Source organism: Streptomyces sp. CHD11 (assembly GCF_018638295.1).
GTDB lineage: Bacteria > Actinomycetota > Actinomycetes > Streptomycetales > Streptomycetaceae > Streptomyces.
The window spans coordinates 63,802-88,211 of record NZ_JABTTS010000016.1; the positions used below are offsets into that span (position 1 = coordinate 63,802).

Genomic DNA, 24,410 nt, shown 5'->3' on the forward strand with positions numbered 1-24,410 from the left:
TCCCCATTGCGCCAGTGTTCACTGGCAGGGTTCTGGGCGACACGTGGAGGCTTCGCGATGGCCGAGCACGAGCACGAACACGTACGGGTGGCGGTGATCGGGTCGGGGTTCGGCGGACTCGGGGCCGCCGTGCGGCTGCGCCGCGAGGGGATCACCGACTTCGTCGTCCTGGAACGGGCGAGCAGTGTCGGCGGCACCTGGCGCGACAACAGCTATCCCGGCTGTGCGTGCGATGTGCCGTCGCACCTGTACTCGTTCTCCTTCGCGCCCAACCCCGACTGGCCCCGCTCCTTCTCCGGGCAGGAGCACATCCGCGCCTACCTCGAGCACGTCACCGACGTCTTCGGCCTGCGCCCGCACCTCCGCTTCGACGCGGAGGTGAAGCGGATGGTGTGGGACACCGAGCGGCTGCGGTGGGACATCGAGACGGCCGGCGGGAATCTCAGCGCGGACGTGGTCGTCTCCGCCACCGGGCCGCTGTCCGAGCCCAGGCTGCCGGACATCCCGGGACTCGACACCTTCCCCGGCAAGGTGTTCCACTCCGCCCGGTGGGACCACGACTACGACCTGCGCGGCAAGCGGGTCGCCATGGTCGGCACCGGGGCGTCCGCGATCCAGATCGTGCCCGCCGTCCAGCCGCTGGTGTCGCGGCTGACCCTGTTCCAGCGGACACCCGCCTGGGTCCTGCCCCGCATGGACCGGCCCATCAGCGGCGCCGAGCGCGCACTGCACCGCACCCTCCCCTTCACCACCAGGCTGCGTCGCGGACTGCTCTGGGGCGTACGGGAGTTGCAGGTCCAGGCGTTCACCAAGCACCCGGGCGAGCTCGGCTTCGTCGAACAGCTGGCCAAGCGGAACATGGGCCGTGCCATCAAGGACCCGGCCCTGCGCGCCAAGCTCACCCCGGACTACCGCATCGGCTGCAAGCGGATCCTGCTGTCGAGCACCTACTATCCGGCGCTCGCGCGGCCCAACGTCGACGTCGTCGCGAGCGGGCTCAGCGAGGTGCGCGGTTCCACCGTCGTCGGCGCCGACGGGACCGAGGCGGAGGTCGACGCGATCGTGTTCGGCACCGGCTTCCACGTCACCGACATGCCCATCGCCGAGCGGGTCGTCGGCGCGGAGGGGAAGACCCTCGCCGAGTCCTGGGCCGGCGGCATGCAGGCGCTGCGCGGCGCGGCCGCCGCCGGGTTCCCCAACTGGATGACGGTCATCGGGCCCAACACCGGCCTCGGGAACTCCTCCATGATCCTGATGATCGAGTCCCAGCTGAACTACCTGGCCGACTACCTGCGCCAGCTCGACGTCCTCGGTGGCCGGGTCGCCCTCGACGCCCGCCCCAGCGCCGTCCACGCCTGGAACCACCGGGTACAGGAACGGATGAAGCGCACGGTGTGGAACACTGGCGGCTGCACCAGCTGGTACCTCGACGAGAGCGGGCGCAACACCACCATCTGGCCGGGAACCACAGGGGAGTTCCGGCGGGAGACCCGGCGCGTGGACCTCTCCGAGTACGCCGTCGTACGCAGCGTCCCCGCCGAACGGGACACCACCCGGGAGAACACCGGGGTGACCGCGTGAGCCGCCTCGCCCATGTCACCTCCGGGCCGTACGCCCCGCCCGTCGCCGCCCGTGAACCGGCCGTCCTCTCCGCCGACGGCACCCGGCTGCACGTCGAGGTGCACGGGCCCGAACAGGCGCCCGCGGTCGTGCTCGCCCACGGCTGGACCTGCTCGACCGCCTTCTGGGCGGCGCAGATCCGCGAGCTGTCAGCAGACCACCGGGTCATCGCCTACGACCAGCGCGGCCACGGGCGGTCGCCCGCGAGTCCGGCCTGCACCACCGACACGCTCGCCGACGACCTCGAGGCCGTCCTCACCGCCACCCTCGCACCGGGCGAACGGGCGGTGATCGCCGGGCACTCCATGGGCGCGATGACCGTCATGGCCGCCTCCGCCCGGCCCGCCTTCGCCGCACACGCCGCCGCCGTACTGTTGTGCAGTACCGGCAGTTCACGGCTGGTCGCGGAGTCGACGGTGCTGCCGCTGCGGCCGGGGCGGGTGCGCACCTGGCTGACGCACCGCGTCCTGGGCACCCGCGCCCCGCTCGGGCCGGTCACGCCGCTCGCCCGCCGGATCCTCAGGTACGGGACGATGGGCCCCGCTTCAACGCCGGACATGGTCGAGGCGTGCGCCCACATCGTGCACGCCTGCCCCCGCGCGGTGCGGCACGCCTGGTCGCACGTCCTCGGTTCGCTCGATCTCGAGGACGCGGTACGGGACGTGCGCGTGCCCGCCGAGGTCGTCGCCGGGACCGCGGACCGGCTCACCCCGCCGGTGCACGCGCGGGCACTCGCGGCCGCGCTGCCGCAGTGCCTCGGCGTGACCGAACTGCCGGGCGTCGGCCATATGACGCCCATCGAGGCGCCCGACCTGGTCACCGGGAAGATCCGGGCACTCGTCGCCGCCCATGTGACCGACCGTCCGCACGTCATATCCGCCGAGGAGAGCGCATGAGCAGGGTCAGTCTCGAAGGCAGGGTCGCCGTCGTCACCGGAGCGGCGCGCGGCGTCGGGGAGTTGCTGGCCCGCAAGCTCTCCGCCCGGGGCGTGAAGGTGGCGCTGGTCGGACTGGAGCCGGACGCGCTCAAGGACGTCTCCGCGCGGCTGCACAGCGAGAGCGACCACTGGTACGCGGACGTCACCGACCACGAGGCCATGGCCGGGGTCGCCGGGGAGGTCCGGGAGCGGTTCGGGCGGGTGGACATCGTGGTCGCCAACGCCGGTGTGGCGACGGGCGGTCCGTTCGCCGACTCCGATCCGGAGTCCTGGCGCCGGGTGATCGAGGTGAACCTGATCGGATCGGCGGTCACCGCGCGGGCGTTCCTGCCGCTGCTCACCGAGAGCCGCGGCTATCTGCTCCAGATCGCCTCGCTCGCCGCGATCACCCCCGCGCCGATGATGACGGCGTACTGCGCCTCCAAGTCCGGTGTGGAGGCGTACGCGCACAGCCTGCGCGCCGAAGTCGGGCACCGGGGCGTGAAGGTGGGCATCGGGTACCTCTCGTGGACCGACACCGACATGGTGCGCGGCGCCGACCAGAGCGACGTGATGCGGGAGTTGCGGCAGCGGCTGCCGTGGCCGGCCAACAAGACCTACCCGCTGGGTCCCGCGGTGGACCGGCTGGTGGCCGGGATAGAGCGGCGGTCGGCGCATGTCTACGGGCAGCGGTGGCTGCGCGGGATGCAGGGCGTGCGGGGCTACCTCCCCGCGGTCCTCGGGACCGTGGGGCAGCGGGAGATGCGGCGGTTCGCCGACCGCCTCGACACCGTCCGCACGGGGCTGGTCGGGGCGGGCGGAAACGCCGATGAGCAGCACCGCGCTACGGTCCGTAAGTGATCGACATGCGTAGGGTGACCGCCCGTGTGAATCTGATCGGGCAAGTTCCCCCACCCCACAACGGGAGTGAACCCACATGGGTATGAAGGACCAGTTCCAGGAGAAGTCCGAGCAGCTCCAGCAGCAGGCCAAGCAGCGCGCCCAGCAGGGCAAGGAGCAACTGCAGAACCGCGGCCGCCGCCAGGACGAGGACATGGACGAGCAGCGTCGCCGGCGCGAGTCCGAGGAGCGCTTCGACCAGGACTACGAGGTCTGACGTCGCGCGCCGACGCAGTGAGGCACTGACGCGCTGAAGCCTTGGGCGGAAGCACGGAAGCGCAGGCGGAAGGGGCGCCCCTGGCGAAGGGGGCGCCCCTTCTCGCGTGCGGTGCCTGCGGTACCGCGGCGAGTCCGGCGAGTCCGGTGCGTTCCGCTCGCGCCGTTTCCCGGCTCCTCACCCCCTCGGCGGCAGCACCGGCCGTGAGCGGTCGGGAACGTCGCTGTAGCCGGGGGGAGTTGCCGGGGGCTTGGCCTCCAGCAGCTCCAGCGCGAGCCGTACCGCGTCGTCGAGCACCGCGTACCGGCCCTCGGCCCAGTCCAGCGGGGTGCGCAGCGCCTCCAGGTCGGGTTCGACACCCCTGTTCTCCACGGACCAGCCGTACGCGTCGAACCAGGCCGCGTTCATCGGCACGGTGATCGTCGTGCCGTCCCCGAGCCGGTGCCGGCCGGTCATGCCGACCACGCCGCCCCAGCTGCGCTGGCCCACCACCGGGCCCAGGTCCAGCAGTTTGAACGCGGCGGTGATCATGTCGCCGTCGGAGCTGGTCGCCTCGTCGGCCAGGGCCACCACCGGTCCGCGCGGGGCGTTGGAGGCGTACGAGACGGGCTGGGCGTTGCGGGTCAGGTCCCAGCCGATGATGGTCCGGGTCAGCTTCTCCACGACGAGTTCGCTGATGTGCCCGCCCGCGTTGCCGCGCACGTCCACGATCAGCGCGGGCCGGGACATCTCCATGCGCACGTCGCGGTTGAACTGGGCCCAGCCCGAGCCGCCCATGTCGGGGATGTGCAGGTAGCCGCAGCGTCCCCCGCTCAGCTCCCGTACCACGGCCCGGCGTTTGGCCACCCAGTCCTGGTAGCGCAGCGGCGTCTCGTCGATCAGCGGGACGACGGCGACCCGCCGGGGCGGGCCCTCGCCCCCGGCGGGCACGAAGGTCAGCTCCACGGTGGTGCCGCCCGCGCCCGCGAGCAGCGGGTGGGGGCCGGTGACCGGGTCCACCGGGCGGCCGTCGACATGGGTGAGGACCGCGCCCTCGCGGATGCCGGTGCCGGCCAGCGGGGAACGGGCCCGGGAGTCGGAGGAGTCACCGGGCAGGATGCGCCTGACCGTCCAGCCCTCCTCGCGCGGAGCGAAGTTGGCGCCGAGCAGGCCCTGGCGGCGCTGGTAGTGCGCAGGACCCTCGTTGCGGCGGGCGGCGGTGACATAGGCGTGGGAGGTGCCGAGTTCGCCGAGGACCTCGCGCAGCAGGTCCGCGAACTCGTCGGGGGAGGCGACCCGTTCGACCAGTGGCCGGTACTGCTCCAGGATCGCGTCCCAGTCGATCCCGCACATGCCCGGTTCCCAGAAGTAGGCGCGGACCAGCCGCCCGGCCTCCGCGTACGCCTGGCGCCACTCGGCCGCCGGGTCGGCCTCGTGCAGGATGCGGCGGGCGTCGATCCACACCGTGGAGTCGCTGTCGCCGGGCTCGGTGGCGGGCACCGCGCGCAGTTCGCCCTCGTCGACCACGACCAGCCGGCTGCCGTCACCGCTGACCGCGTAGAAGTCCAGGTCCGCGACGAGTTCGTACTTCTTCGCCTTGCCGATGTCGAAGTGTTCCAGCGCGGGACGGCCGCTGGTGTCGTCGGGGTTGGCGAAGGTCTCGCCGAGCGCGCCGGAGATCGGCCAGCGCAGCCACACCAGACCGCAGCCCTCGACCGGGTACAGCCCCGAGTACTTGGAGGCGGCCACCGGGAAGGGGGTGACCCTGCTCTCCAGGCCCTCCGCCTCCACGGTCACCGTGCCGCCGCCCTCGCCGCCCTCGCCGGGGTCCTCCCGCTCGACCGGGTCCAGGCCGCCGGCGGCCGGACGGCCCTCGGGGTTCAGGGCGAACGGCGAGGGGGTCGCCGAGGACAGCGGCACCAGGTAGGGGCGGCAGCCCAGCGGGAAGGACAGGTCACCGGTGTGCACGTCGTACACCGGGTCGAAGCCGCGCCAGGAGAGGAAGGCGAGATAGCGGCCGTCCCGGGTGAAGACCGGGTTCTCGTCCTCGAAGCGGCCGCTGGTGACGTCGAGGACCAGCCGGTCCTTGATCCGGGCGAGTTTGATCTGCCGCAGTGACCGCCCGATCACCGGGTGGGACCAGGCCAGCCAGGCCCCGTCGGGGGAGAAGGCGAGGTCGCGCACCGGCCCGTTGCCGGAGTGGATCAGCTCGGTGACCTCCTCCGGGTCGTCCTCGCCGGTGCCGGCCAGCAGCAGCCGTCCGTCGTGCGCGGCGACGGCCAGCCGCCGCCCCTCCGGGTCGGCCACCAGCTCCAGCACCCGGCCCAGCTTTCCGGAGGCGAGCCGCCGGGGCGGGCGCTGGCCGGTCGCCCGGGGCAGGGAGGCGATCTCCAGGGCGTCCTCGCCCTCGGCGTCCGTCACGTACGCCACCTGGTCTCCGGCGCCGAGCATCTCCGGCAGCCGGACCCGGACGCCCGGGGTGTCGTTGAGGGCGCGGGCGGGGCCGTCGCGGTGGGTGAGCCAGTACAGGCTGCCGCGCACCACGACGGCGCTGGCCCGGCCGGTCTCGTCGACGGAGATGCCGTCCAGGTGCCGGGCGGCTGCCACCTGGTAGGGGCGGCGGCCGGCCCGCGCCCCGCCGAGCGTCACCTCGAGCCGGCGCGGGACGGCGCCGGGGGACAGGTCGTCCACGATCCACAGGTCCCCGGCGCACTGGTAGACGACCCGGGTGCCGTCACTGGAGGCGTGCCGGGCGTAGAAGGCGTCGTGATCGGTGTGCCGGCGCAGGTCGGAGCCGTCGTACGCACAGGAGTAGAGGTTGCCGACGCCCTCGTGGTCGGAGAGGAAGGCGATCCGGCCGCCGGTGAACATGGGGGAGTGCAGATGGCCGTCCAGCCCGTCGAGCAGCTGGTGGCCGTGCAGCCACAGCCTGCCGGTGGCGCCGCCCCGGTAGCGCTTCCAGGAGGCGGGTTCGTGCGGCGGGGTGCCGGTGAGCAGCAGCGACCTGCGCTCCCCCGCGATGTCGGCGACCTGGATGTCGGCCACCGGGCCCCAGGGCAGTTTGCGGCCGGGGCTGCCGTCGCAGGCGAGCTTGTAGGCCCAGGTGAAGTACGAGAAGGGCTCACCGTGCGAGGCGACGGCGAGGATCTCGGCGTGGCCGTCGTCGTCGGGGGGTGCCCAGCCGCAGACCCGGGTGTCGGAGCTGCCCCAGTAGGTGAGGCGCCGGCCGGGGCCGCCGTCCACCGGGACGAGGTGCACCTCCGGATCGAGGCTGCGCCAGCTCGTGTACGCGATGTGCCGGCCGTCGGGGGAGAAGCGGGGGTGGCCGAGTCTGGTGCGGTCGACGGTGAGCCGCCAGGCGCGGCCGGGGGCGTCGAGCGGCGCCAGCCAGAGGTCGTCCTCGGCCACGAAGCACAGCAGGTCGTCCGTGAGGTGCGGCAGACGCAGATAGGTCACCCTCCCCATGCTTTTCCGGGGGACGGACCGCAGCAACTTATGCCGAACCGACAACCGTGACGCAGAACACGAACGAAACCGTTTCGTTTCGCTAGCGGTCCGGGGTACGTTCTCTCTGTACGAAACGGTGTCGTTTCTTTGACACCTGTCGAACGGAGCGGAAGGGTGGACGGCATGAGTGAAGTCGCGACGGCACGTCGCAGCCGGATCACCCCCGAGCGCGAGGCCGAGCTGTACCTGGCCGTGCTCGACCTGCTCCGGGAGGTCGGCTACGACGCCCTCACCATGGACGCCGTGGCCGCCCACACCCGGTCCAGCAAGGCCACCCTCTACCGTCAGTGGGGCGGCAAGGCCGAACTGGTGGTGAGAGCGATGCGCAGCCAGAAACCCGGCGGCATCGCCGACATCGACACCGGGACCCTGCGCGGCGACCTGTACGCCATCATCGGGCGGGAGGACGACTGCGCCATGGAGCAGAACGCCGCCCTGATGCGCGCGCTCGCCATGGCCGTGCAGCTCAACGACGATCTCCGCCAGGCGTTCAAGGATCTCCTCGTCGAACCGGAGGTGGAAGAGTTCGGGCGGGTGATCCAGCGCGCGATCGACCGGGGCGAGGTCGACCCCGACAACCCGGCGCTGAATTACCTGGTGCACATGCTCGTCGGCGCCTTCGCCACCCGGACGCTGATCGACGACCTGCCGCCCACGCAGGAATTCCTCATCTCGTACATCGACGCCGTGGTCCTCCCCGCCCTCGGCGTGCCCGCCCGCTGACCGACCCCGGGTCACACACCACACCTCAGCCACCACTGACGTCACCGCTCACGTCGTCGGGCTGATCACCCCTGCCCAGAATCAACCACGACCTGACCGGGAGTACGCCCTCGTGGCCACTTTCCTCTACCGACTCGGCCGGTTCGCCTTCAGGCGACGGCACTTCGTAGCCCTGTTCTGGGTGGCGCTGCTGGCGCTCGCGGGAGCCGGCGCGGCCGGCGCCCCCGCGGCCGGCAACTCCTCCTTCTCCATCCCCGGCACCGAGGCCCAGAAGGCCTTCGACCTGCTGGAGGAACGCTTCCCCGGTTCCAGCGCCGACGGGGCGACCGCACGCGTCGTCTTCAAGGCGCCGGACGGCGAGAAGATGACCGACCCCGGCCACAAGGCGGTCGTGCAGGACACCGTCGACACGCTCGGCGGCGGTTCCGAGGTCGCCGGCGTCAGCGACCCCTACGAGGGCGGCGGCGTCAGTGAGAACGGCAGCGTCGCCTACGCCTCGGTGACCTACAAGGTCTCCGGCATGGAACTGGAGGAGACCTCCCGCACCGCGCTGGAGGCCGCCGCCGAGGACGCCCGCGACTCGGGGCTGACCGTCGAGATCGGCGGCGACGCCCTCCAGGCCGTACCCGAGACCGGCACCGCCGAGATCTTCGGCATCGGCATCGCCGCGATCGTCCTGGTCATCACCCTCGGCTCGCTGCTCGCCGCCGGACTGCCGCTGCTCACCGCGGTCATCGGCGTCGGCATCGGCGTCGCGAGCATCACCGCCCTGGCCAGCACGCTCGACCTCGGCTCCACGACCTCCATCCTCGCCTCGATGATCGGCCTCGCGGTCGGCATCGACTACGCGCTCTTCGTCGTCTCCCGCTACCGGGCCGAACTGGCCGAGGGCCGCGGACGCGAGGAGGCGGCCGGCCGGGCCGTCGGCACCGCCGGCGCCGCGGTCGTCTTCGCCGGACTGACCGTCGTGATCGCCCTGGTCGGACTCTCCGTCGTCAACATCCCGATGCTGACCAAGATGGGCATCGCCGCCGCCGGCACCGTCGCCCTCGCGGTCCTGATCGCCCTCACCCTGATCCCCGCCCTGCTCGGCTACGCGGGCCGCCGGGTCCGCCCCGCCGGTGAGAAGAGCAAGCTGCTCGGCGGCGGCCGCGCCGCGAAGAAGGCGGACCGCCCCGGCATGGGCACCCGCTGGGCGAGTTTCGTGGTGCGCCGTCCGCTGGCCGTCCTGCTGCTCGGCGTGGTCGGCCTGGGCGCCGCGGCCGTCCCGGCGACCTCTCTCGAACTGGGTCTGCCCGACGACGGCTCCCAGCCGACGGCCACCACCCAGCGCAAGGCCTACGACCTGCTCTCCGAGGGCTTCGGCCCCGGCTTCAACGGGCCGCTGGTCGTCGTCGTCGACGCGAAGGGCGCCGGCGACCCGCAGGCGGTCTTCGACCGGACCGGCGACGACATCAAGGGCCTCGACAACGTCGTGGACGTCGCCCCCGCGCAGCCCAACAAGGCCGGCGACACGGCGACGATCACCGTGGTCCCCGACTCCAAGCCCTCCTCGGTGACCACCGAGGACCTGGTCCACGACATCCGTGACACGGGTGCCGGCATCACGGCCGACACCGAGGCGGACGTCCTGGTCACCGGCGCCACGGCGATGAACATCGACGTCTCGCAGAAGCTCAACGACGCGCTGGTGCCGTATCTGGTCCTGGTGGTCGGCCTGGCCTTCCTGCTGCTGATCGTGGTCTTCCGCTCGATCCTGGTCCCGCTGAAGGCGGCCCTCGGCTTCCTGCTCTCCGTACTGGCCGCCCTGGGCGCGGTCGTCGCGGTCTACCAGTGGGGCTGGCTGGCCGGCCTGATGGGTGTCGAGGAGACCGGCCCGATCATGTCGATGATGCCGATCTTCATGGTCGGCGTGGTCTTCGGACTGGCCATGGACTACGAGGTGTTCCTCGTCACCCGGATCCGGGAGGCCTACGTCCACGGCGAGACCTCGCGCCAGGCCGTGGTGACCGGCTTCCGGTACAGCGCCCGGGTGGTGACCGCCGCCGCGGTGATCATGATGGCGGTGTTCGCCGGCTTCATCGGCTCCAGCGACTCGATGGTCAGGATGATCGGCTTCGGTCTCGCGATCGCCGTCCTCTTCGACGCGTTCGTCGTCCGCATGGCGATCGTCCCGGCCGTCCTGTCCCTGCTCGGTGACAAGGCCTGGTGGCTCCCGAAGTGGCTGGACCGCGTCCTGCCCCACGTGGACGTCGAGGGCGAGGCGCTGAGCGCCCGGGACGCCGAGCGGAACGAGGACAAGGAACTCGTACGGGCCTGACACCCCCGCACGACACAGACCAGCCGGTGAGGGCTCCGTGGGGACGGGGCGCCCTCACCGGCTTCCCTGCGATCGAGCCTTGTACTCCGAGCCCGGTCTCGGCGCGCCGCGCATGGCCGCGGCCGGGCCGCCGGGCGGCGGCACCGGGCTGATGCCGCGCGCCGGGCAGGACGACCGGGGCCGCACAGGCGGGTGCGGCGGAACGGTACGAGGAGCACCCTGGAATGAGAGCTTCCGGAGGTGAGCGTCATGACGCAGATGCATACCGCAGTGGGATGGCATGTGGAGCTGGAGTTCACGGAGGACGACCAGCACACACGCGCGGCCGCGATGGTCCGGCTGCCCGACGGGTCCGAGGTACGGGCACACGGGCGTGCGAACCGGCACCACACCGACGCCAATCAGCCGCGGGTCGGGGAGGAGATCGCCGGTGCCCGGGCGCTGAACGAACTCGCCATGCAGATGCTGACCAAGGCACACGACGAGATCGACGCCGCGTCGGGGCGGACCTCGCACCCGATCCACGTCTGATCAGGCGGTCAGCGACCGCCGTACCGCCCGTATCAGTGCCTGGGCCCTGGGGTCCGCCGTCACCGTCGCGCGGAAGCCGTTGGTGACATAACCGAAGGCGACGCCCGACTCCGGGTCGGCGAAGCCGAGGGAGCCGCCGCGGCCGGGGTGGCCGAAGGAACCCGGGGCCAGCAAGGGGGAGGCGCTGCCGTGCAGCATGTAGCCGAGCCCGAAGCGGGTGCCGACGACGAGGACGCGGTCGGGGCCCGCCGACTCCTCCCCGCGGGCCTGTTCGACGGTGGCCGCGTCGAGGAGGCGGACACCGCCGACCGGGCCGATGAGCGAGGCGTAGAAGCGGGCCAGTCCGTCCGCCGTGGCGATCCCGTTCGCGGCGGGCAGCGCCGCCGCGCGGAAGGCCGGATCGTTCTGGTCCGGGAACGGGGTGATCGCGGCGAAGGCCCGGCGGGTCAGGGAGGAGGGGTCGGCATAGGCGTCGGTGACCGAACGCTTGGGGCGGGCGCGGGGCATCCCCGGCGGCTCGCGCCCCTCGATCCCGCCGACCGTACCGACGCGGTGGGCCTCGGCGTCCGGCAGACCGACCCACAGGTCCAGGCCCAGTGGGCCGGCGATCCCGGACGCGATCCACTCACCGGAGCCCCGGCCGGTCACACGGCGCACCAGGGCGTCGAGCAGCCAGCCGTAGGTCAGCGCGTGGTAGCCGTGGTCCGTGCCCGGCTCCCACACGGGGGTCTGGGCGGCGAGCGCGTCGGCGGCCCGCCGCGGGTCGGCCGCCTCGGCGAGGGTGAGCGGACGGTCCAGGACGGGCAGCCCCGCCCGGTGGTTCAGTACGTGCCGGACCAGCAGCCCTTCCTTGCCGTGCGCCTTGAACTCCGGCCAGTACGCGGCGACCGGCGCGTCCAGGTCCAGTTCACCGCGCTGGTGCAGCAGCAGGGGCACGGCGGCGGCGACCCCCTTGGTCGCCGAGCGCACGACCTGAGCGGTGCTCCGCCGCCACGGCTCGGCGCCGTCCACGTCCTTCGTCCCGGCCCACAGATCGACGACCCTGCGCCCGTCCCGGTACACGGCGACGGCCGCACCCCGGTCCCCGAGCCGGTCGAAGTTCCGCGCGAACGCCTCCCGGACCGGCTCGAAACCCCCGGCCACCGTGCCGTGCACATCGACGCCCACGTCTCCGTCGGTCCTTCCGCTCGCCTGTGACATCGGTGCAACAGCGCCCCTCCGCCTGCGATTCCTGTGCTGCGCCGCCCGTACGCGATCGTTACGAACGGCCCCGTGCGGCCGCTGCCGTGCGGCCCCCGCATACCTCATCTGTGATATCCGCCGCTCGGAAGCGCGGATTCCGGAATGGGTGCACGATGGAGCCGGGGTGGGTACACGGATGGCATACCTCGATGCAGAGGCACGCGGCGTAAAGGGGCCCACCGATGTCCGTAGTCGAGCAGTACGCGCGAGTCCACATCGTCACGGACGCCGATCCGCGGCTGGAGAACAGCGGGGCCGTCACCGTGGTGCTGCGGTACGACCCCGAGAACGATCCCCGGTGCGTCCGGGTCGGGCTGCCCGGCCCCGTGCCCCGCGAGTGGGCCGTGGAACGGGACCTGCTGGAGCGGGGCCTGCGCGTGCCGGTGGACGGCGACACGATACGGGTGTGGCCGTGCGGCCGGGTCCAGGCCGTGGTGGAGTTCCACAGCCCGCAGGGGGTCTCGGTGGTGGAGTTCGACACCAAGGCCCTGACCCGGTTCCTGCGCCGCACCTACGTCTCCGCCGCGCAGCCCGTGCCGCACTGACGGTCCGGCTGTTCCGGCTGTCTGCCGAGCGGCAGACAGCCGGTCGGCGGCTCAGCCGCCGTTCTTCATCAACAGCGCCGCCACCATCGGTCCGGCGGTGGAACCGCCGTGGCCGCCTTCCTGCACCACACCGGCGGCCGCCAGGTCGCCGCGGTACGCCGTGAACCAGCCGTTCGGCTTCTTCTGACCGTCGACCTCGGCCGACCCGGTCTTCGCGCCCCGTTCACCGCTCACCTGGGCCATCGCCTCGGCGGCCGTGCCGGCGGTGGCGGTGTACGTCATCAGCTCCCGCAACTGGGCCAGGGTCCCGGGTGACATGGTGCGCGCGGCCGTCGCCAGCTGCCGCCCGTCGACCTCCGGCGGGACCAGGTACGGCTGGTGGAACACGCCCGCCTTGACCGTCGCCGACACCGACGCCATGTTCAGCGGGTTCATCCGGACCCCGCCCTGGCCTATCAGGGAGGCACCCATCGGAGCGTCCTTCTGCACCGGTATCGAACCGTCGAAGGTCGGCACACCGACCTGCCAGTCGTTCATGCCCAGCCCGAACACCTGCTGGGTGTGCCGGGTCAGGTCGTCGTCCTTCAGCTCGGGAGCCTGACTGATGAAGGCCGTGTTGCAGGAACGGGCGAAGCTCGCCCGGAACGTGCCGTCCTTGATCTGGAACTTGTCGAGATTCTGGAACTTCCAGCCGCCGTAGCTGAAGTACTTCGGGCACGGATGCTTCTCGTCCATCGAGGCGAGGCCCTTCTCGATCAGCATCGAGGCGGTGACCACCTTCATCGTGGATCCCGGGGCCAGCGATCCCAGGAACCCGGTATTGAAACCGTGCGAGGAGTTCGCCACCGCGAGTATCTCGCCGGTCGACGGGCGCAGCACCACCACCGACGCCCGCTTCCTCTTCGCCACCTCCGCCTCGGCGGCGGCCTGGAGGGACGGGTTCAGCGTGGTCGGCACCGTGCCCGGCGTGCCCTCGCTCAGCTCCAGCAGCGTCTTGTCGGCCTGCTTCGCCTGCTCCGAGGCCTCGCCGCGGACGATCCGCAGCTCTACACCTGCCTCGCCGCCCGCCTTGTCCCCGTACTTCTCCCGCAGGCCGTCCAGCACCGATCCGAGGGACGGGTACTTCTCCTCGGTCAGCTCACCGCCGTCCCGGTCCAGCGCCTTGACCGGCGGGGTGCCCGCCTCACCGGTGACGAGCGTGTCGCCGTCCCGCAGATCCGGATGGACCACCTCGGGCCGCCAGCCGACCAGGGGCTCACCGTCCCCGGCCCGGCGTACGACGGTCAGCGCGCTGTCGTACGTGAGCGGCTTCGCGGTGTCCTCGAAGGACACCGTCCCCTTCACCGTGAAGGGCACGTCGGTGCCGGCGGCCGTACCCGGGGTGAGCGCGACCTTCCTGATCCCGGCCTCCTTGGCGTAGGCGCTGAGCAGGGCGGTGGCGGCCGCGGGGTCGTCCGTGGCGGCGGCGGCCTCGGACACCTGGCCGGCCTCCCAGGCGGTGAGGAAGCGCTCGGCCGCGGCGGTCACCTCACCGGCGGACAGCGGGCCGGACTTCACATCCTCCCGCGCCGCGGTCGTACGGGTACCGTCCTGGTCGCCGCCCCCGATCAGTGCGTAGGCGCCGACACCACCCCCGCCGACGACCACGGCGATCACCGCGCCGATCACGGCGGGTCTCGTCCTCCGCCGCTCACCGGCTGCGCGCACTCTGTTCCCCACTGGTTCCCGTTCCTCCGCTGCCCGCTGGGCTCCCCGTGACCCGCGTGGCGCTCATGGCCCTCACGGCGCTTGCCTCTACGCCGACGACGGCCACCACCCTAGAGTCCCGTCGACTCTGTGACGCGATCAGCCGCCTGCTCGTAGCACGGCTGCGACAATCGGGCCGGCCGAGTCGCCGCCGTGCCCGCCCTTCTGGACCATGGCTGCCGCCGCGATGTCATTGCGGAAGGCGGTGAACCAGCTGTCCGAGGTGGCGTTGCCGTCGACCTCCGCCGACCCGGTCTTCGCCCCGATGTCCCCGTCGAGGCGGGCCATGGCCTTCTGTCCCGTGCCCTGCGTGGCGGTGAGCCGCATCATCTCCTTCAGCTGGGCGGCGGTATCCGCCGGCAGGCCCTTGGCCTGCGCCAGCTTCCGGCCGTCGAGGTCGGGGGAGACGAGATACGGCTGGCGGAAGGTGCCGGTGATGGCGGTGGCCGTCACCGAGGCCATGTTCAGCGGGTTCATCTGCACCTGGCCCTGGCCGATGGCGTTCGCCGCCTGGTCCGGGCCGCCCACGGCGGGCACGCTGCCGTCGAAGGAGGCGATACCGGTCTTCCAGTCGTCCCGGCCGAGCCCGAACCGCTCCTGCGCCTCCTGGGTGAGCGAGGCCTCGCTGAGCGGCTTCTCGTCGATGAGCTTGATGAAGGCCGTGTTGCAGGAGCGCAGGAAGCTGTTGGCGAGGGTGGCGCCCTCGTTCGGCTCCATGCCGGTGAGGTTCTTGAAGGTCTGGCTCTGCCACACCGCGCTGGGCGTGCAGGGCGCCGGACCGTTCATCGAGGTCACGCCGTTGTCGATGAGCATGGCCGCGGTGATGATCTTCATGGTGGAACCGGGGGCGACCTGGCCCTGGAAGGCCGCGTTGAACCCGTCCGCACGCTGGTTCGCCACCGCCAGCACCTCACCGGTGCTCGGCTTCACGGCCACCACCGACGACTCGGCGAACTTCTGCACCGCCTTCTCGGCTGCCGCCTGCGCCCCGGCGCTGAGGGTGGTGCGCAGCTTGCCCGCCTCCCCCTCGGCCAGGGTCAGCAGCGCGGTGTCCGCGCCGGCCTCGCCGGAGGCGGACGCGGCGTGCCTGACCACCAGTTCGACACCGGGGGTGCCGCCCGCCTGCGCGCCGTACTTCTGGCGCAAAGTGTCCAGGATCGGGCCGAGGGAGGGGTACTTCTCCTTCGTCAGCACCTTGCCGTCGCGGTCCACGGCCTCGATGGGCGGCTGCGCGGACTCGCCGGTGACGAGGGTGTCGCCCTCCCGCAGCTCCGGATGCACGACGGACGGCCGCCAGTCGACCAGCGCCCGCCCGGTGGTCTTCCCCCGGACGACCGTGAGTCTGCTCGTGTAGCGCAGTGGCTTCGACTTCCCGTCGTAGGCGACGGTGGCCCGCACGGTGAACGGGACGGTGGTGCCGGTGGCCCGGCCGGGAGCGATCTCGACCTTGCCGATCCGCGCCTCCTCGCCGTACTCCGCCAGCAGCGCTCCGGCCTCCTGCGCGTTGTTCGTGTGCGACGCCGCCTGCGCGGCCTGCCCCTTCTCCCAGGCCCCGAAGAACGCCTCGCTCGCCTCCGTGACCTCGTCCTGGTCAGGAGGCCCCGACTTCTTGGTCTCCGAGGCCCCGCCGCCCCCGTCCCCGCTCACGGCCGACACGATGTTGTAGGCCCCGTACCCGGCCCCTCCCACCATCACCGCGAACACGCCGCCTATGGCAGCGGCCTTGACCCCCTTGCCCATCGGGCGAACCCCTCCCCGGCCGGACCCCACGTTTTCTGAACGTGTTCAGAAAGCCCGGCGCGTGAGCACTCTATGCGGTGAGCGTTCCCCCCGGGACGCCTGTTTCCGATTGGTGTCCCAATGGAGACCCGGCCCCACGGGATCCGGACGACCGCCCGCGACCGCGCCCACGTGTACGTCCGGAGCGTGAACCCCGGACCGCAGTGACCGGGGTACTGGCTCAAGGGACCGGACGGGGTGCGGGAGTACATGGATCCCGCATACTGCCCGGTCGACCTGGTGATGCACACTGCTGAGGCAGTCCAGTGAGCGGAGAACGGGGAGCCGTGTGGGAGTTCGCGATTGGTGGATCAGGCGCAGAGCGGGCGCCCGGATCGAGCGCATGGTCGATGCGGTGAACTCCGGGCAGGTTCTGGTCGCCGATGCCACCGCCTACGAGGCGTTCGGAGCCGGCCAGGGCGTTGCGGGTGTGCTTGAGGTCCACGACGACCACGTGCACTTCAAGGCGAACTCGGAGATCACGGCCGCGGACGGCGGCCGGCACACCACTCGGTCCCGGATCGCCGAAGTGCGTGCCGGTGACGAGCCGGGCGAGCTGGTGATCGTCTTCCGCGCCCCGGCACCCTTCCAGGCCGTCGTGGTGACACCTTTCAGACATGTGGACAGGTGGCGCGCTCTGGCCGCCGGCTGAGCCCATCGCGCATCCGCTGAGCCGGAGCCGTCCCCAAGACGTAACCGCCCGGCTAGACCCACGTGTCCAGCCACATCCGCGACCGCCAGTCGTCGATCGGGATCGGGATGCCGGTGTGGAGGGGCCAGAAGTAGATGAAGTTCCAGGCGATCAGCAGGGTGAGGACGCCCGCCGCCGTCGCGCCCGCGACCCGGCGGGTGTCGCCGGAGCGGGGTGGGCCGGTGAGTGCGCCCAGGAGCATCGCCACGGCCAGGCAGAGGAAGGGCACGAAGACGATGGCGTAGAAGAAGAAGATCGTGCGTTCCTGGTAGAAGAACCACGGGAGGTAGCCGGCCACGATGCCGCAGGCGATGGCGCCCGCACGCCAGTCGCGGCGGAAGAACCAGCGCCACAGCACGTAGAGCAGGGCGAAGCAGCCCACCCACCACAGCATGGGCGTGCCGATCGCCAGGACCTCCTGGGCGCACTTCTCCCCCGCGTCGACGGGGCAGCCGTCCGCGCCGGGGGCCGGGGACTCGTAGAAGTACGACACCGGACGGCCGGCGACGATCCAGCTCCACGGGTTGGACTCGTAGGTGTGCGGTGAGGACAGGCCGACGTGGAACTCGTAGACCTGGGTCTCGTAGTGCCACAGACTGCGCCACCAGTCGGGGAACAGCCAGGACCAGTCGCTGTCGCGGCCGTCCCGCACCGCCCAGTCGCGGTAGTAGCCGCCGGTGCCGTCGGACGGGGAGAGGATCCAGCCGGTCCAGGACGCGAAGTAGGTGACCACCGCCACCGGCACCGTGGACAGGAACGCCCAGCCCAGATCGCGCTTCAGCACCGCCGTCCGGGGCCGCCGGGCGCCCGCGACCCGGCGCGCGCCGACGTCCCAGAGCACCGCCAATACACAGAACGCCGCCATGATGTAGAGGGCGTTCCACTTGGTGCCGATCGCCAGGCCCAGCATCAGGCCGGCCGTGAGCCGCCAGGGCCGGAAGCCGATCCGGGTCTTCTCGGCGGCCTCGGCGTCGGGCCGGGCCCGTCCGCCGGCGTCCACCGGCAGCGCGGCGGCCAGCTTCGCCCGCGCCCGGTCCCGGTCGACCACCAGAGCGCCGAACGCCGCCAGCACGAAGAACATCAGCACACCGTCGAGCAGCGCCGTCCGGCTCATCACGAAGTGCAGCCCGTCCACCGCCATCAGCGCGCCCGCGAGACAGCCGAGGAACGTGGAACGGAAGAGCCTGCGGCCGATCCGGCACAGCATCAGCACCGACAGCGTGCCCAGCAGGGCGGTCATGAAGCGCCAGCCGAACGGGTCGAAGCCGAACATCAGCTCGCCCAGACCGATCATGTACTTACCGACCGGTGGATGCACCACATACGCCGCGTCGGTGGGGATCGGCACGTCCCCGCCCGAGTTCAGGATCAGGCTGTTGGCGTTCTTCTCCCAGTTGACCTCGAACCCGCGGTGGACCAGCGCCCAGGCGTCCTTGGCGTAGTACGTCTCGTCGAATATCACCGCCTTCGGGCTGCCCAGGTTCCAGAACCGCAGCACCCCCGCCAGCAGCGTGACCAGCAGCGGACCGCCCCACGCCGACCAGCGCGTGATGCGCCGCGCGAGTGGCGGCGCCACCCCGAGCGTCGCCCACAGCCGGCCGGACGGCTCGGTGTACGGGGGGACCAGACGGTCGCGGACATCGGCTCTGGGGCCGGGCGCCCGGTAGCCGAAACGGCGCAGCCGCTGCTGCCACGTCTGCCGCTCGTCGAGCGGAGACTGCTCCTGCCGGGTGTCCGTGGAGGACGCGGTACTGGTCACCGCGCCATCGTAGGGAACGTCGCTGTGTGAGTCCCGCGCATGGGCGGTATGCCTCGCCTCCCTCCACAACTGGGAGGATGGGACCGTGACCGGAACCCTCGTACTCGCAGGCACCCCCATCGGCGACATCACCGACGCGCCGCCCCGGCTCGCCGAGGAACTGACCGGCGCCGACGTGATCGCCGCCGAGGACACCAGGCGGCTGCGCCGGCTGACCCAGGCGCTCGGTGTCACCACCAGGGGCCGGGTCGTGTCGTACTTCGAGGGGAACGAGTCCGCCCGTACGCCCGAACTGGTCGGGGAACTGGCGGGTGGCGCGCGCGTGCTGCTCGTGACGGACGCCGGGATGCCGTCCGTGTCCGACCCCGGATACCGGCTGGTCGCCGCCGCCGTCGAGCGGGACATCAAGGTCACCGCCGTGCCGGGCCCGTCCGCCGTGCTCACCGCGCTGGCCCTGTCCGGGCTGCCCGTCGACCGCTTCTGCTTCGAGGGCTTCCTGCCCCGCAAGGCCGGGGAAAGGCTGGGGCGGCTGCGCGAGGTCGCGGACGAGCGGCGCACCCTCGTCTACTTCGAGGCCCCGCACCGCCTCGACGACACCCTCGCCGCGATGGCCGAGGTCTTCGGCGCCGGGCGCCGGGCAGCCGTCTGCCGGGAGCTGACCAAGACGTACGAGGAGGTCCGGCGCGGCCCGCTGGCGGACCTCGCGCGGTGGGCGGCCGAGGGCGTGCGCGGGGAGATCACCGTGGTGGTCGAGGGCGCGCCGGAGAGGGGTGCCGACGAGGTCGACGCGGCCGAGCTGGTGCGCAGGGTGGGGGTGCGCGAGGAGGCGGGGGAGCGGCGCAAGGACGCCATCGCCGCGGTGGCGGTGCAGGTGGGGGTGCCGAAGCGGCAGGTGTTCGACGCGGTGGTCGCGGCCAAGAACGCCGGTGGAGGACCTGGACCTGGTTCTGGTTCCGGTTCCGGTTCCGGGGAGCGCCGTTAGGGGATGCGGTGCGTCGCGGGCTGCCCGTTGGGAGGGGAGGGCCTGTCGCGCGCTCCCCGCGCCGATGGGGGTGTGCCGGATTGCTGCCGCCAGCCGGTTTCTCCTCCCGCGCTCGTCTCCGGCGCCCGGCGGGTCCGCGCGGCTTCCGTAGGATCGGGGGCATGCCTGCGAACGCCTCCGACAAGAACGCCGCCCCGCCGCTCCCCGAACCCCTGCGGGTACCGGTCGCGGACTCCCACACCCACCTCGACATGCAGTCCGGCACGGTCGCGGATGCCCTCGCCAAGGCGGCGTCGGTGGGGGTCACGACGGTGGTGCAGGTCGGCTGCGATCTCGCGGGGTCCCGGTGGGCGGCGGAGACGGCGGCGGCCCACGACGGCGTCCACGCGACGGTCGCGCTGCACCCCAACGAGGCCCCGCGGATCGTCCACGGTGACCCCGACGGCTGGTCGCGGCAGGGTGCCCGGGAGCCCGGCGGTGACGCGGCGCTGGACGACGCGCTCGCCGAGATCGACCGGCTGGCCGCGCTGCCGCAGGTCAGGGGCGTGGGGGAGACCGGTCTTGACTACTTCCGCACCGGACCCGAGGGCAAGGAGGCGCAGGAGCGGTCCTTCCGCGCCCATATAGAGATCGCCAAGCGGCACGGCAGGACGCTGGTGATCCACGACCGTGACGCCCACGCCGACGTCCTGCGCGTACTGAAGGAGGAGGGCGCCCCCGAGCGCACCGTCTTCCACTGCTACTCCGGGGACGCCGAGATGGCGGAGATCTGCGCGGGCGCCGGCTACTTCATGTCGTTCGCGGGCAACGTCACCTTCAAGAACGCGCGGAACCTGCGGGAGGCCCTCTCGGTGGCCCCGCTGGAGCTGGTGCTGGTGGAGACCGACGCTCCGTTCCTCACCCCGGCGCCCTACCGGGGGCGGCCGAACGCCCCCTACCTGGTGCCGGTCACGGTGCGTGCCATGGCGGCCGTCCGGGGCGTCGACGAGGACACCCTGGCCACGGCCCTCGGGTCGAACACGGCACGCGCCTTCGGCTACTGAGGGAAGCGGTTCCGGACACGTTCCGTAGTCGTGTCGCCTGCGAGAGCGACCGGCGCTCGGCTAGGTTCTGGGAGCCCGATCGGGAACCCGTGGCCAGCCTGGAGCGAGTCGGCGTGAGCAGCACCCTGCGGTTCGAGACGTACGAGAAGACGTACGAGAAGACGTGCCGGACGCATGAGGTCTGCGGTGATCTGCACGAGGTGGAGACCGTGCCCGGACTCCCCCGCCAGTCACCCCGCCCCGCACCGGCCCGGCGGTCCGCGCACCGGCGCCGCGGCCGGTACGCCGAGCGGGCGGACGGCGTACGCAGGATGCTGCCGCGGGCGCTGGTCGTGGCGTTCCTCGCCGGTGGCACCAGCGCCTTCGTCGCCGAGGACAAGGCGGTCGAGCTGAGCGTCGACGGCCGGACCCGCACCCTGCACACCTTCGCCGACGATGTCACCGGACTGCTCGCCGAGGAGGGCGTACGGACCGGGGCGCATGATGTGATCACGCCCGCCCCCGGCACCGCGCTCGCCCACGGCGACGAGATCGAGGTGCGCCGCGGACGCCCCCTGCTGCTGACTCTCGACGGCCGGCGCAGCGTGGTGTGGACGACGGCGCACACGGTGGAGGGGGCGCTCGAAGAGCTCGGGGTGCGCCTGGAGGGCGCGCATCTGTCGGCCTCGCGCGACCGGCGCGTCGGGCGGGAAGGTCTCGCACTGGACGTCCGTACCGAACGCTCCGTGACGGTCATGGCGGACGGGCGGGAGCGCACCGTCCGCACCAACGCCGCGACGGTCCACGAGACGGTGCGCCAGGCCGGGGTCACCCTGCGCGGCCGCGACACCACCTCCGTCGCCCCCGGCAGCTTCCCGCGCGACGGCCAGACCGTCACGGTGCTGCGGATCACCGACGGCCGCGAGGTCCGCGACGAGGCGATCCCCTACTCCGAGGTGCGGGTCGAGGACCCCGCGCTGGCCCGGGGCACCGAGGTCGTCGACCGGCCGGGGCGGCCGGGGCTGCGCCGCCTCACCTACGCGCGGCGCACCGTCAACGGGGTCCGGCAGAGAGCGAGGCTGCTCCGCTCCGAGCTGGTCCGTGAACCGGCCGCGCAGCGGGTGCGGGTCGGTACCCGGACACCGCCGGTGTCGGTACGGGGAGCGGACGGACTGGACTGGAACGCGCTGGCCGCGTGCGAGTCCGGGGGACGGCCCGACGCGGTGGACCCCTCGGGGACGTACGGCGGGCTGTACCAGTTCGACACCCCGACCTGGCAGGGCCTCGGCGGCAGCGGACGGCCCCAGGACGCACCGGCGGCGGAACAGACGTACCGGGCGAAGAAGCTGTACATCCGGCACGGCACGGGCGCGTGGCCGCACTGCGGGGAGCGGCTGCGGGGATGACCGGGAGCGGGGGTGTTCCGGTGCGGGCGGCGGTACGGGACGCCCCGGGGTGGACGGGGCCTGCCCGGCCGCCCCGTACCCTTGTCCCGTGACCAGCCCCACCCCTGACGCCCTCCTGGGCCCCGCCGACATCCGTGAACTGGCGGCCGCCCTCGGCGTACGGCCCACCAAGCAGCGCGGCCAGAACTTCGTCATCGACGCCAACACGGTGCGCCGTATCGTCCGTACCGCCGGGGTCCGCCCCGACGATGTGGTCGTCGAGGTCGGCCCGGGGCTCGGGTCGCTGACGCTGGCGCTGCTGGAGGCCGCCGACCGGGTCACCGCCGTCGAGATCGACGACGTCCTCGCCGCCGCGCTGCCCGCGACCGTCGCCGCCCGTATGCCCGGCCGCGCCGAGCGGTTCGCGCTGGTCCACTCCGACGCGATGCACGTCACCGAGCTGCCAGGACCCGCCCCGACCGCGCTGGTCGCCAACCTCCCCTACAACGTGGCCGTCCCGGTGCTGCTGCACATGCTCGAGCACTTCCCGGGCATCGAACGCACCCTCGTCATGGTCCAGGCGGAGGTCGCCGACCGGCTCGCCGCCCCGCCCGGCTCGAAGGTGTACGGCGTGCCCTCGGTCAAGGCCAACTGGTACGCGGAGGTCAAGCGGGCCGGCGCCATCGGCCGGAACGTCTTCTGGCCCGCGCCGAACGTCGACAGCGGGCTGGTCTCCCTGGTCCGCCGGGCCGAACCGCTGAAGACCGGTGCCTCCCGGCGCGAGGTCTTCGCCGTCGTCGACGCGGCCTTCGCCCAGCGCCGCAAGACCCTGCGGGCCGCGCTCGCCGGGTGGGCCGGTTCGGCCGCCGCGGCGGAGGCCGCGCTGGTCGCGGCGGGTGTCTCGCCGCAGGCCCGCGGTGAGTCCCTGACCGTCGAGGAGTTCGCCCGCATCGCCGAGCACAAGGAGCCGGGCCCGCAGTGAGCGTCACCGTCCGCGTCCCCGCCAAGGTCAACGTCCAGCTCGCGGTCGGCGCCGCCCGCCCCGACGGCTATCACGACCTCGCCAACGTCTTCCTCGCGGTCGGCCTGTACGACGAGGTCACCGTCACCCCCTCGCCGGGAGGGCTCCGGATCACCTGCGCGGGCCCGGACGCCGGTGAGGTACCGCTGGACGCCACGAACCTGGCCGCCCGTGCCGCCCTGGCGCTCGCCGAGCGGTACGGCCGGGAGGCGGACGTCCACCTCCACATCGCCAAGGACATCCCCGTCGCCGGCGGCATGGCGGGGGGCAGTGCGGACGGCGCGGGCGCGCTGCTCGCGTGCGACGCGCTGTGGGGGACGGGTGCCTCGCGTGCGGAACTCCTCGACATCTGCGCCGAGCTGGGCAGCGATGTGCCGTTCAGCCTGGTGGGAGGGGCGGCGCTCGGTACCGGGCGGGGAGAGAGGCTGACGGAGCTGGAGGTCGGGGGCACCTTCCACTGGGTGTTCGCGATGGCCGGGCGGGGGCTGTCGACCCCGGCGGTGTTCCGGGAGTTCGACCGGCTGGGGGAGGGGCGGGAGATTCCCGCGCCGGTGGCCTCGCGGCCACTGCTCGACGCCCTCGCCAAGGGCGACGCCGACGCACTCGCCGCGACCGTCTCCAACGACCTTCAGCCGGCGGCGCTGTCCCTGTTCCCGGAGCTGGCGGACACGCTGGCGGCGGGACGTGCGGCGGGGGCACCGGCCGCGCTGGTGTCGGGGTCGGGTCCCACGACCGCGTTTCTGGCGCGGGACGCGGAGGGGGCGCGGGAGATCGCGGGTGCCCTGCGGGCCTCCGGAACCTGTCGCACGGTGCGTACGGCGGCAGGCCCGGTGCCGGGTGCGACGGTGGTGTGAGGGCTTGGTTCAGAGCTCGTCGACGGCCGTCAGATCGATGTCGATGGCGTAGGGCTTTTCGACCTCGATCCGGTCACGGTGCATGCCCATGTGTACATAGGACTGGGTCATGGGATCGAGTTCATAGACGTGGACGACGGGCCTGCCGGTGGATCCGTTCTCCTCGACGCGCCAGAAGTTCGGAATCCCGGCCTTGGCGTATTTCTGCGGCTTGGTCGTGCGGTCGCGGGACTCCGAGTCGGAGGAGACGACCTCGATGGCGAGGCGGACGTCCTCGGCCTGATAGCTCGTCTGTCCCGGCCCGGTGATCGAATCCGCTTGGAGCACGCTCACATCAGGCTCGGGTCCGTTGTGCTTGTCGAGGACGACGGTCATCTCCCGGCTGACTCTGAATTCGCCGGGCAGACTGCCGCGCAGGCCGTTGACGAGCAAGTCGATCACGTTGCCGTGGAGACGGCGCCGCGGACTCACGAAAACCAGACTCCCGTCGATCAACTCGGTGTGCGGCGGGAGATCAGGCAGCGTGAACAGGTCATCCACGGTGTAGCCGTCCAGCGGCGGCACCGGCCACCGGACGCGGTGCTCTACGGACTCGGCGGTCGTGGTTCCTCCCATGGACGGGATCCTGCTGCCTGCCCTCTACGGTAGCCGCCCCTTCCCGATCACGTCAT

Annotated in this window: 20 protein-coding genes; 14 read left to right on the forward strand and 6 right to left on the reverse strand. The window is 72.2% G+C overall.

Going from position 1 to position 24,410, the window contains the following annotated elements; translation table 11 throughout:
- Positions 1-57 precede the first annotated feature (57 nt).
- The 4 genes from HTV45_RS18225 to HTV45_RS18240 all read left to right on the forward strand — a co-directional run bounded on the left by HTV45_RS18225 (position 58) and on the right by HTV45_RS18240 (position 3,653).
- Positions 58-1,581 (forward strand): NAD(P)/FAD-dependent oxidoreductase, encoded by a 1,524-nt coding sequence (locus tag HTV45_RS18225; protein ID WP_215206860.1) that lies wholly within the window; start codon positions 58-60, stop codon positions 1,579-1,581.
- On the forward strand, positions 1,578-2,516 hold the full coding sequence (locus tag HTV45_RS18230) for an alpha/beta fold hydrolase (protein WP_215206861.1): 939 nt from the start codon (positions 1,578-1,580) through the stop codon (positions 2,514-2,516). Before HTV45_RS18225 ends, HTV45_RS18230 begins: the two co-directional genes overlap by 4 nt.
- On the forward strand, positions 2,513-3,397 hold the full coding sequence (locus HTV45_RS18235; protein ID WP_215206862.1) for an SDR family oxidoreductase: 885 nt from the start codon (positions 2,513-2,515) through the stop codon (positions 3,395-3,397). The genes HTV45_RS18230 and HTV45_RS18235 overlap by 4 nt, the downstream gene beginning before the upstream one ends.
- Positions 3,398-3,473: 76 nt before the next feature.
- The gene (locus HTV45_RS18240; protein ID WP_215206863.1) at positions 3,474-3,653 is read left to right on the forward strand and encodes a hypothetical protein; all 180 of its coding nucleotides are present in this window, start codon (positions 3,474-3,476) and stop codon (positions 3,651-3,653) included.
- A 177-nt stretch (positions 3,654-3,830) separates the two neighbouring features.
- Here HTV45_RS18240 and HTV45_RS18245 read toward each other — a convergent pair whose 3' ends face one another.
- Complete coding sequence (locus HTV45_RS18245; RefSeq protein WP_215206864.1) at positions 3,831-7,088, reverse strand: S41 family peptidase; 3,258 nt, start codon at positions 7,086-7,088, stop codon at positions 3,831-3,833.
- Between the two features lie 174 nt (positions 7,089-7,262).
- On the opposite strand from HTV45_RS18245, the gene HTV45_RS18250 reads away from it, so the two are divergent.
- The 3 genes from HTV45_RS18250 (at position 7,263) to HTV45_RS18260 (ending at position 10,713) form a co-directional block, all read left to right on the forward strand.
- Positions 7,263-7,862, forward strand: coding sequence for a TetR/AcrR family transcriptional regulator (locus tag HTV45_RS18250; RefSeq protein WP_215206865.1), 600 nt, complete (start codon positions 7,263-7,265; stop codon positions 7,860-7,862).
- A gap of 112 nt (positions 7,863-7,974) precedes the next feature.
- A complete protein-coding gene (locus tag HTV45_RS18255) occupies positions 7,975-10,182 on the forward strand; it encodes an MMPL family transporter (RefSeq protein ID WP_215206866.1) in 2,208 nt (735 codons plus the stop codon).
- 249 nt (positions 10,183-10,431) lie between these two features.
- Positions 10,432-10,713, forward strand: a complete 282-nt coding sequence (locus tag HTV45_RS18260; RefSeq protein WP_251692315.1) for a DUF1876 domain-containing protein — start codon at positions 10,432-10,434, stop codon at positions 10,711-10,713.
- On the opposite strand, the gene HTV45_RS18265 is transcribed toward HTV45_RS18260, so the two are convergent.
- On the reverse strand, positions 10,714-11,913 hold the full coding sequence (locus HTV45_RS18265) for a serine hydrolase domain-containing protein (protein WP_215206867.1): 1,200 nt from the start codon (positions 11,911-11,913) through the stop codon (positions 10,714-10,716).
- Positions 11,914-12,137: 224 nt separating this feature from the next.
- Between HTV45_RS18265 and HTV45_RS18270 the strand changes: the two genes are divergently transcribed.
- On the forward strand, positions 12,138-12,500 hold the full coding sequence (locus HTV45_RS18270; RefSeq protein WP_215206868.1) for an SsgA family sporulation/cell division regulator: 363 nt from the start codon (positions 12,138-12,140) through the stop codon (positions 12,498-12,500).
- 51 nt (positions 12,501-12,551) lie between these two features.
- On the opposite strand, the gene HTV45_RS18275 is transcribed toward HTV45_RS18270, so the two are convergent.
- Both HTV45_RS18275 and HTV45_RS18280 read right to left on the reverse strand, forming a co-directional pair.
- Positions 12,552-14,219, reverse strand: coding sequence for a penicillin-binding transpeptidase domain-containing protein (locus tag HTV45_RS18275; RefSeq protein WP_215206869.1), 1,668 nt, complete (start codon positions 14,217-14,219; stop codon positions 12,552-12,554).
- A gap of 126 nt (positions 14,220-14,345) precedes the next feature.
- Positions 14,346-15,986 carry a penicillin-binding transpeptidase domain-containing protein gene (locus HTV45_RS18280; RefSeq protein WP_215206870.1) on the reverse strand — a complete coding sequence of 547 codons (1,641 nt, stop codon included), beginning with the start codon at positions 15,984-15,986 and terminating at the stop codon, positions 14,346-14,348.
- A gap of 328 nt (positions 15,987-16,314) precedes the next feature.
- On the opposite strand from HTV45_RS18280, the gene HTV45_RS18285 reads away from it, so the two are divergent.
- On the forward strand, positions 16,315-16,677 hold the full coding sequence (locus HTV45_RS18285) for a hypothetical protein (RefSeq protein ID WP_215206871.1): 363 nt from the start codon (positions 16,315-16,317) through the stop codon (positions 16,675-16,677).
- Between the two features lie 52 nt (positions 16,678-16,729).
- Here the strand turns inward: HTV45_RS18285 and HTV45_RS18290 are convergent, their stop codons facing one another.
- Positions 16,730-18,475 carry a dolichyl-phosphate-mannose--protein mannosyltransferase gene (locus HTV45_RS18290; RefSeq protein ID WP_215206872.1) on the reverse strand — a complete coding sequence of 582 codons (1,746 nt, stop codon included), beginning with the start codon at positions 18,473-18,475 and terminating at the stop codon, positions 16,730-16,732.
- Positions 18,476-18,560: 85 nt separating this feature from the next.
- Here HTV45_RS18290 and rsmI point away from each other — a divergent pair, with 85 nt between their 5' ends.
- The 5 genes from rsmI (at position 18,561) to HTV45_RS18315 (ending at position 23,739) form a co-directional block, all read left to right on the forward strand.
- Complete coding sequence (gene rsmI / locus HTV45_RS18295) at positions 18,561-19,457, forward strand: 16S rRNA (cytidine(1402)-2'-O)-methyltransferase (RefSeq protein ID WP_215206873.1); 897 nt, start codon at positions 18,561-18,563, stop codon at positions 19,455-19,457.
- A 161-nt stretch (positions 19,458-19,618) separates the two neighbouring features.
- Complete coding sequence (locus HTV45_RS18300) at positions 19,619-20,500, forward strand: TatD family hydrolase (RefSeq protein WP_215206874.1); 882 nt, start codon at positions 19,619-19,621, stop codon at positions 20,498-20,500.
- Between the two features lie 113 nt (positions 20,501-20,613).
- Positions 20,614-21,885, forward strand: a complete 1,272-nt coding sequence (locus HTV45_RS18305) for a resuscitation-promoting factor (protein WP_215206875.1) — start codon at positions 20,614-20,616, stop codon at positions 21,883-21,885.
- Positions 21,886-21,973: 88 nt separating this feature from the next.
- Positions 21,974-22,846, forward strand: coding sequence for a 16S rRNA (adenine(1518)-N(6)/adenine(1519)-N(6))-dimethyltransferase RsmA (gene rsmA, locus HTV45_RS18310; protein ID WP_215206876.1), 873 nt, complete (start codon positions 21,974-21,976; stop codon positions 22,844-22,846).
- Positions 22,843-23,739 carry a 4-(cytidine 5'-diphospho)-2-C-methyl-D-erythritol kinase gene (locus tag HTV45_RS18315; RefSeq protein WP_215206877.1) on the forward strand — a complete coding sequence of 299 codons (897 nt, stop codon included), beginning with the start codon at positions 22,843-22,845 and terminating at the stop codon, positions 23,737-23,739. The genes rsmA and HTV45_RS18315 overlap by 4 nt, the downstream gene beginning before the upstream one ends.
- Positions 23,740-23,748: 9 nt before the next feature.
- Here the strand turns inward: HTV45_RS18315 and HTV45_RS18320 are convergent, their stop codons facing one another.
- A complete protein-coding gene (locus HTV45_RS18320) occupies positions 23,749-24,354 on the reverse strand; it encodes a Uma2 family endonuclease (RefSeq protein WP_215206878.1) in 606 nt (201 codons plus the stop codon).
- Positions 24,355-24,410 lie beyond the last annotated feature (56 nt).

Bases quoted from the DNA above. Each gene is read 5' to 3' on its own strand.
- HTV45_RS18225 (WP_215206860.1), top strand. From the start codon at position 58: ATGGCCGAGCACGAGCACGAACACGTACGGGTGGCGGTGATCGGGTCG.
- HTV45_RS18240 (WP_215206863.1), top strand. From the start codon at position 3,474: ATGGGTATGAAGGACCAGTTCCAGGAGAAGTCCGAGCAGCTCCAGCAG.
- HTV45_RS18235 (WP_215206862.1), top strand. From the start codon at position 2,513: ATGAGCAGGGTCAGTCTCGAAGGCAGGGTCGCCGTCGTCACCGGAGCG.
- HTV45_RS18280 (WP_215206870.1), bottom strand. From the start codon at position 15,986: ATGGGCAAGGGGGTCAAGGCCGCTGCCATAGGCGGCGTGTTCGCGGTG.
- HTV45_RS18250 (WP_215206865.1), top strand. From the start codon at position 7,263: ATGAGTGAAGTCGCGACGGCACGTCGCAGCCGGATCACCCCCGAGCGC.
- HTV45_RS18270 (WP_215206868.1), top strand. From the start codon at position 12,138: ATGTCCGTAGTCGAGCAGTACGCGCGAGTCCACATCGTCACGGACGCC.
- HTV45_RS18260 (WP_251692315.1), top strand. From the start codon at position 10,432: ATGACGCAGATGCATACCGCAGTGGGATGGCATGTGGAGCTGGAGTTC.
- HTV45_RS18300 (WP_215206874.1), top strand. From the start codon at position 19,619: ATGCCTGCGAACGCCTCCGACAAGAACGCCGCCCCGCCGCTCCCCGAA.
- HTV45_RS18265 (WP_215206867.1), bottom strand. From the start codon at position 11,913: ATGTCACAGGCGAGCGGAAGGACCGACGGAGACGTGGGCGTCGATGTG.
- HTV45_RS18320 (WP_215206878.1), bottom strand. From the start codon at position 24,354: ATGGGAGGAACCACGACCGCCGAGTCCGTAGAGCACCGCGTCCGGTGG.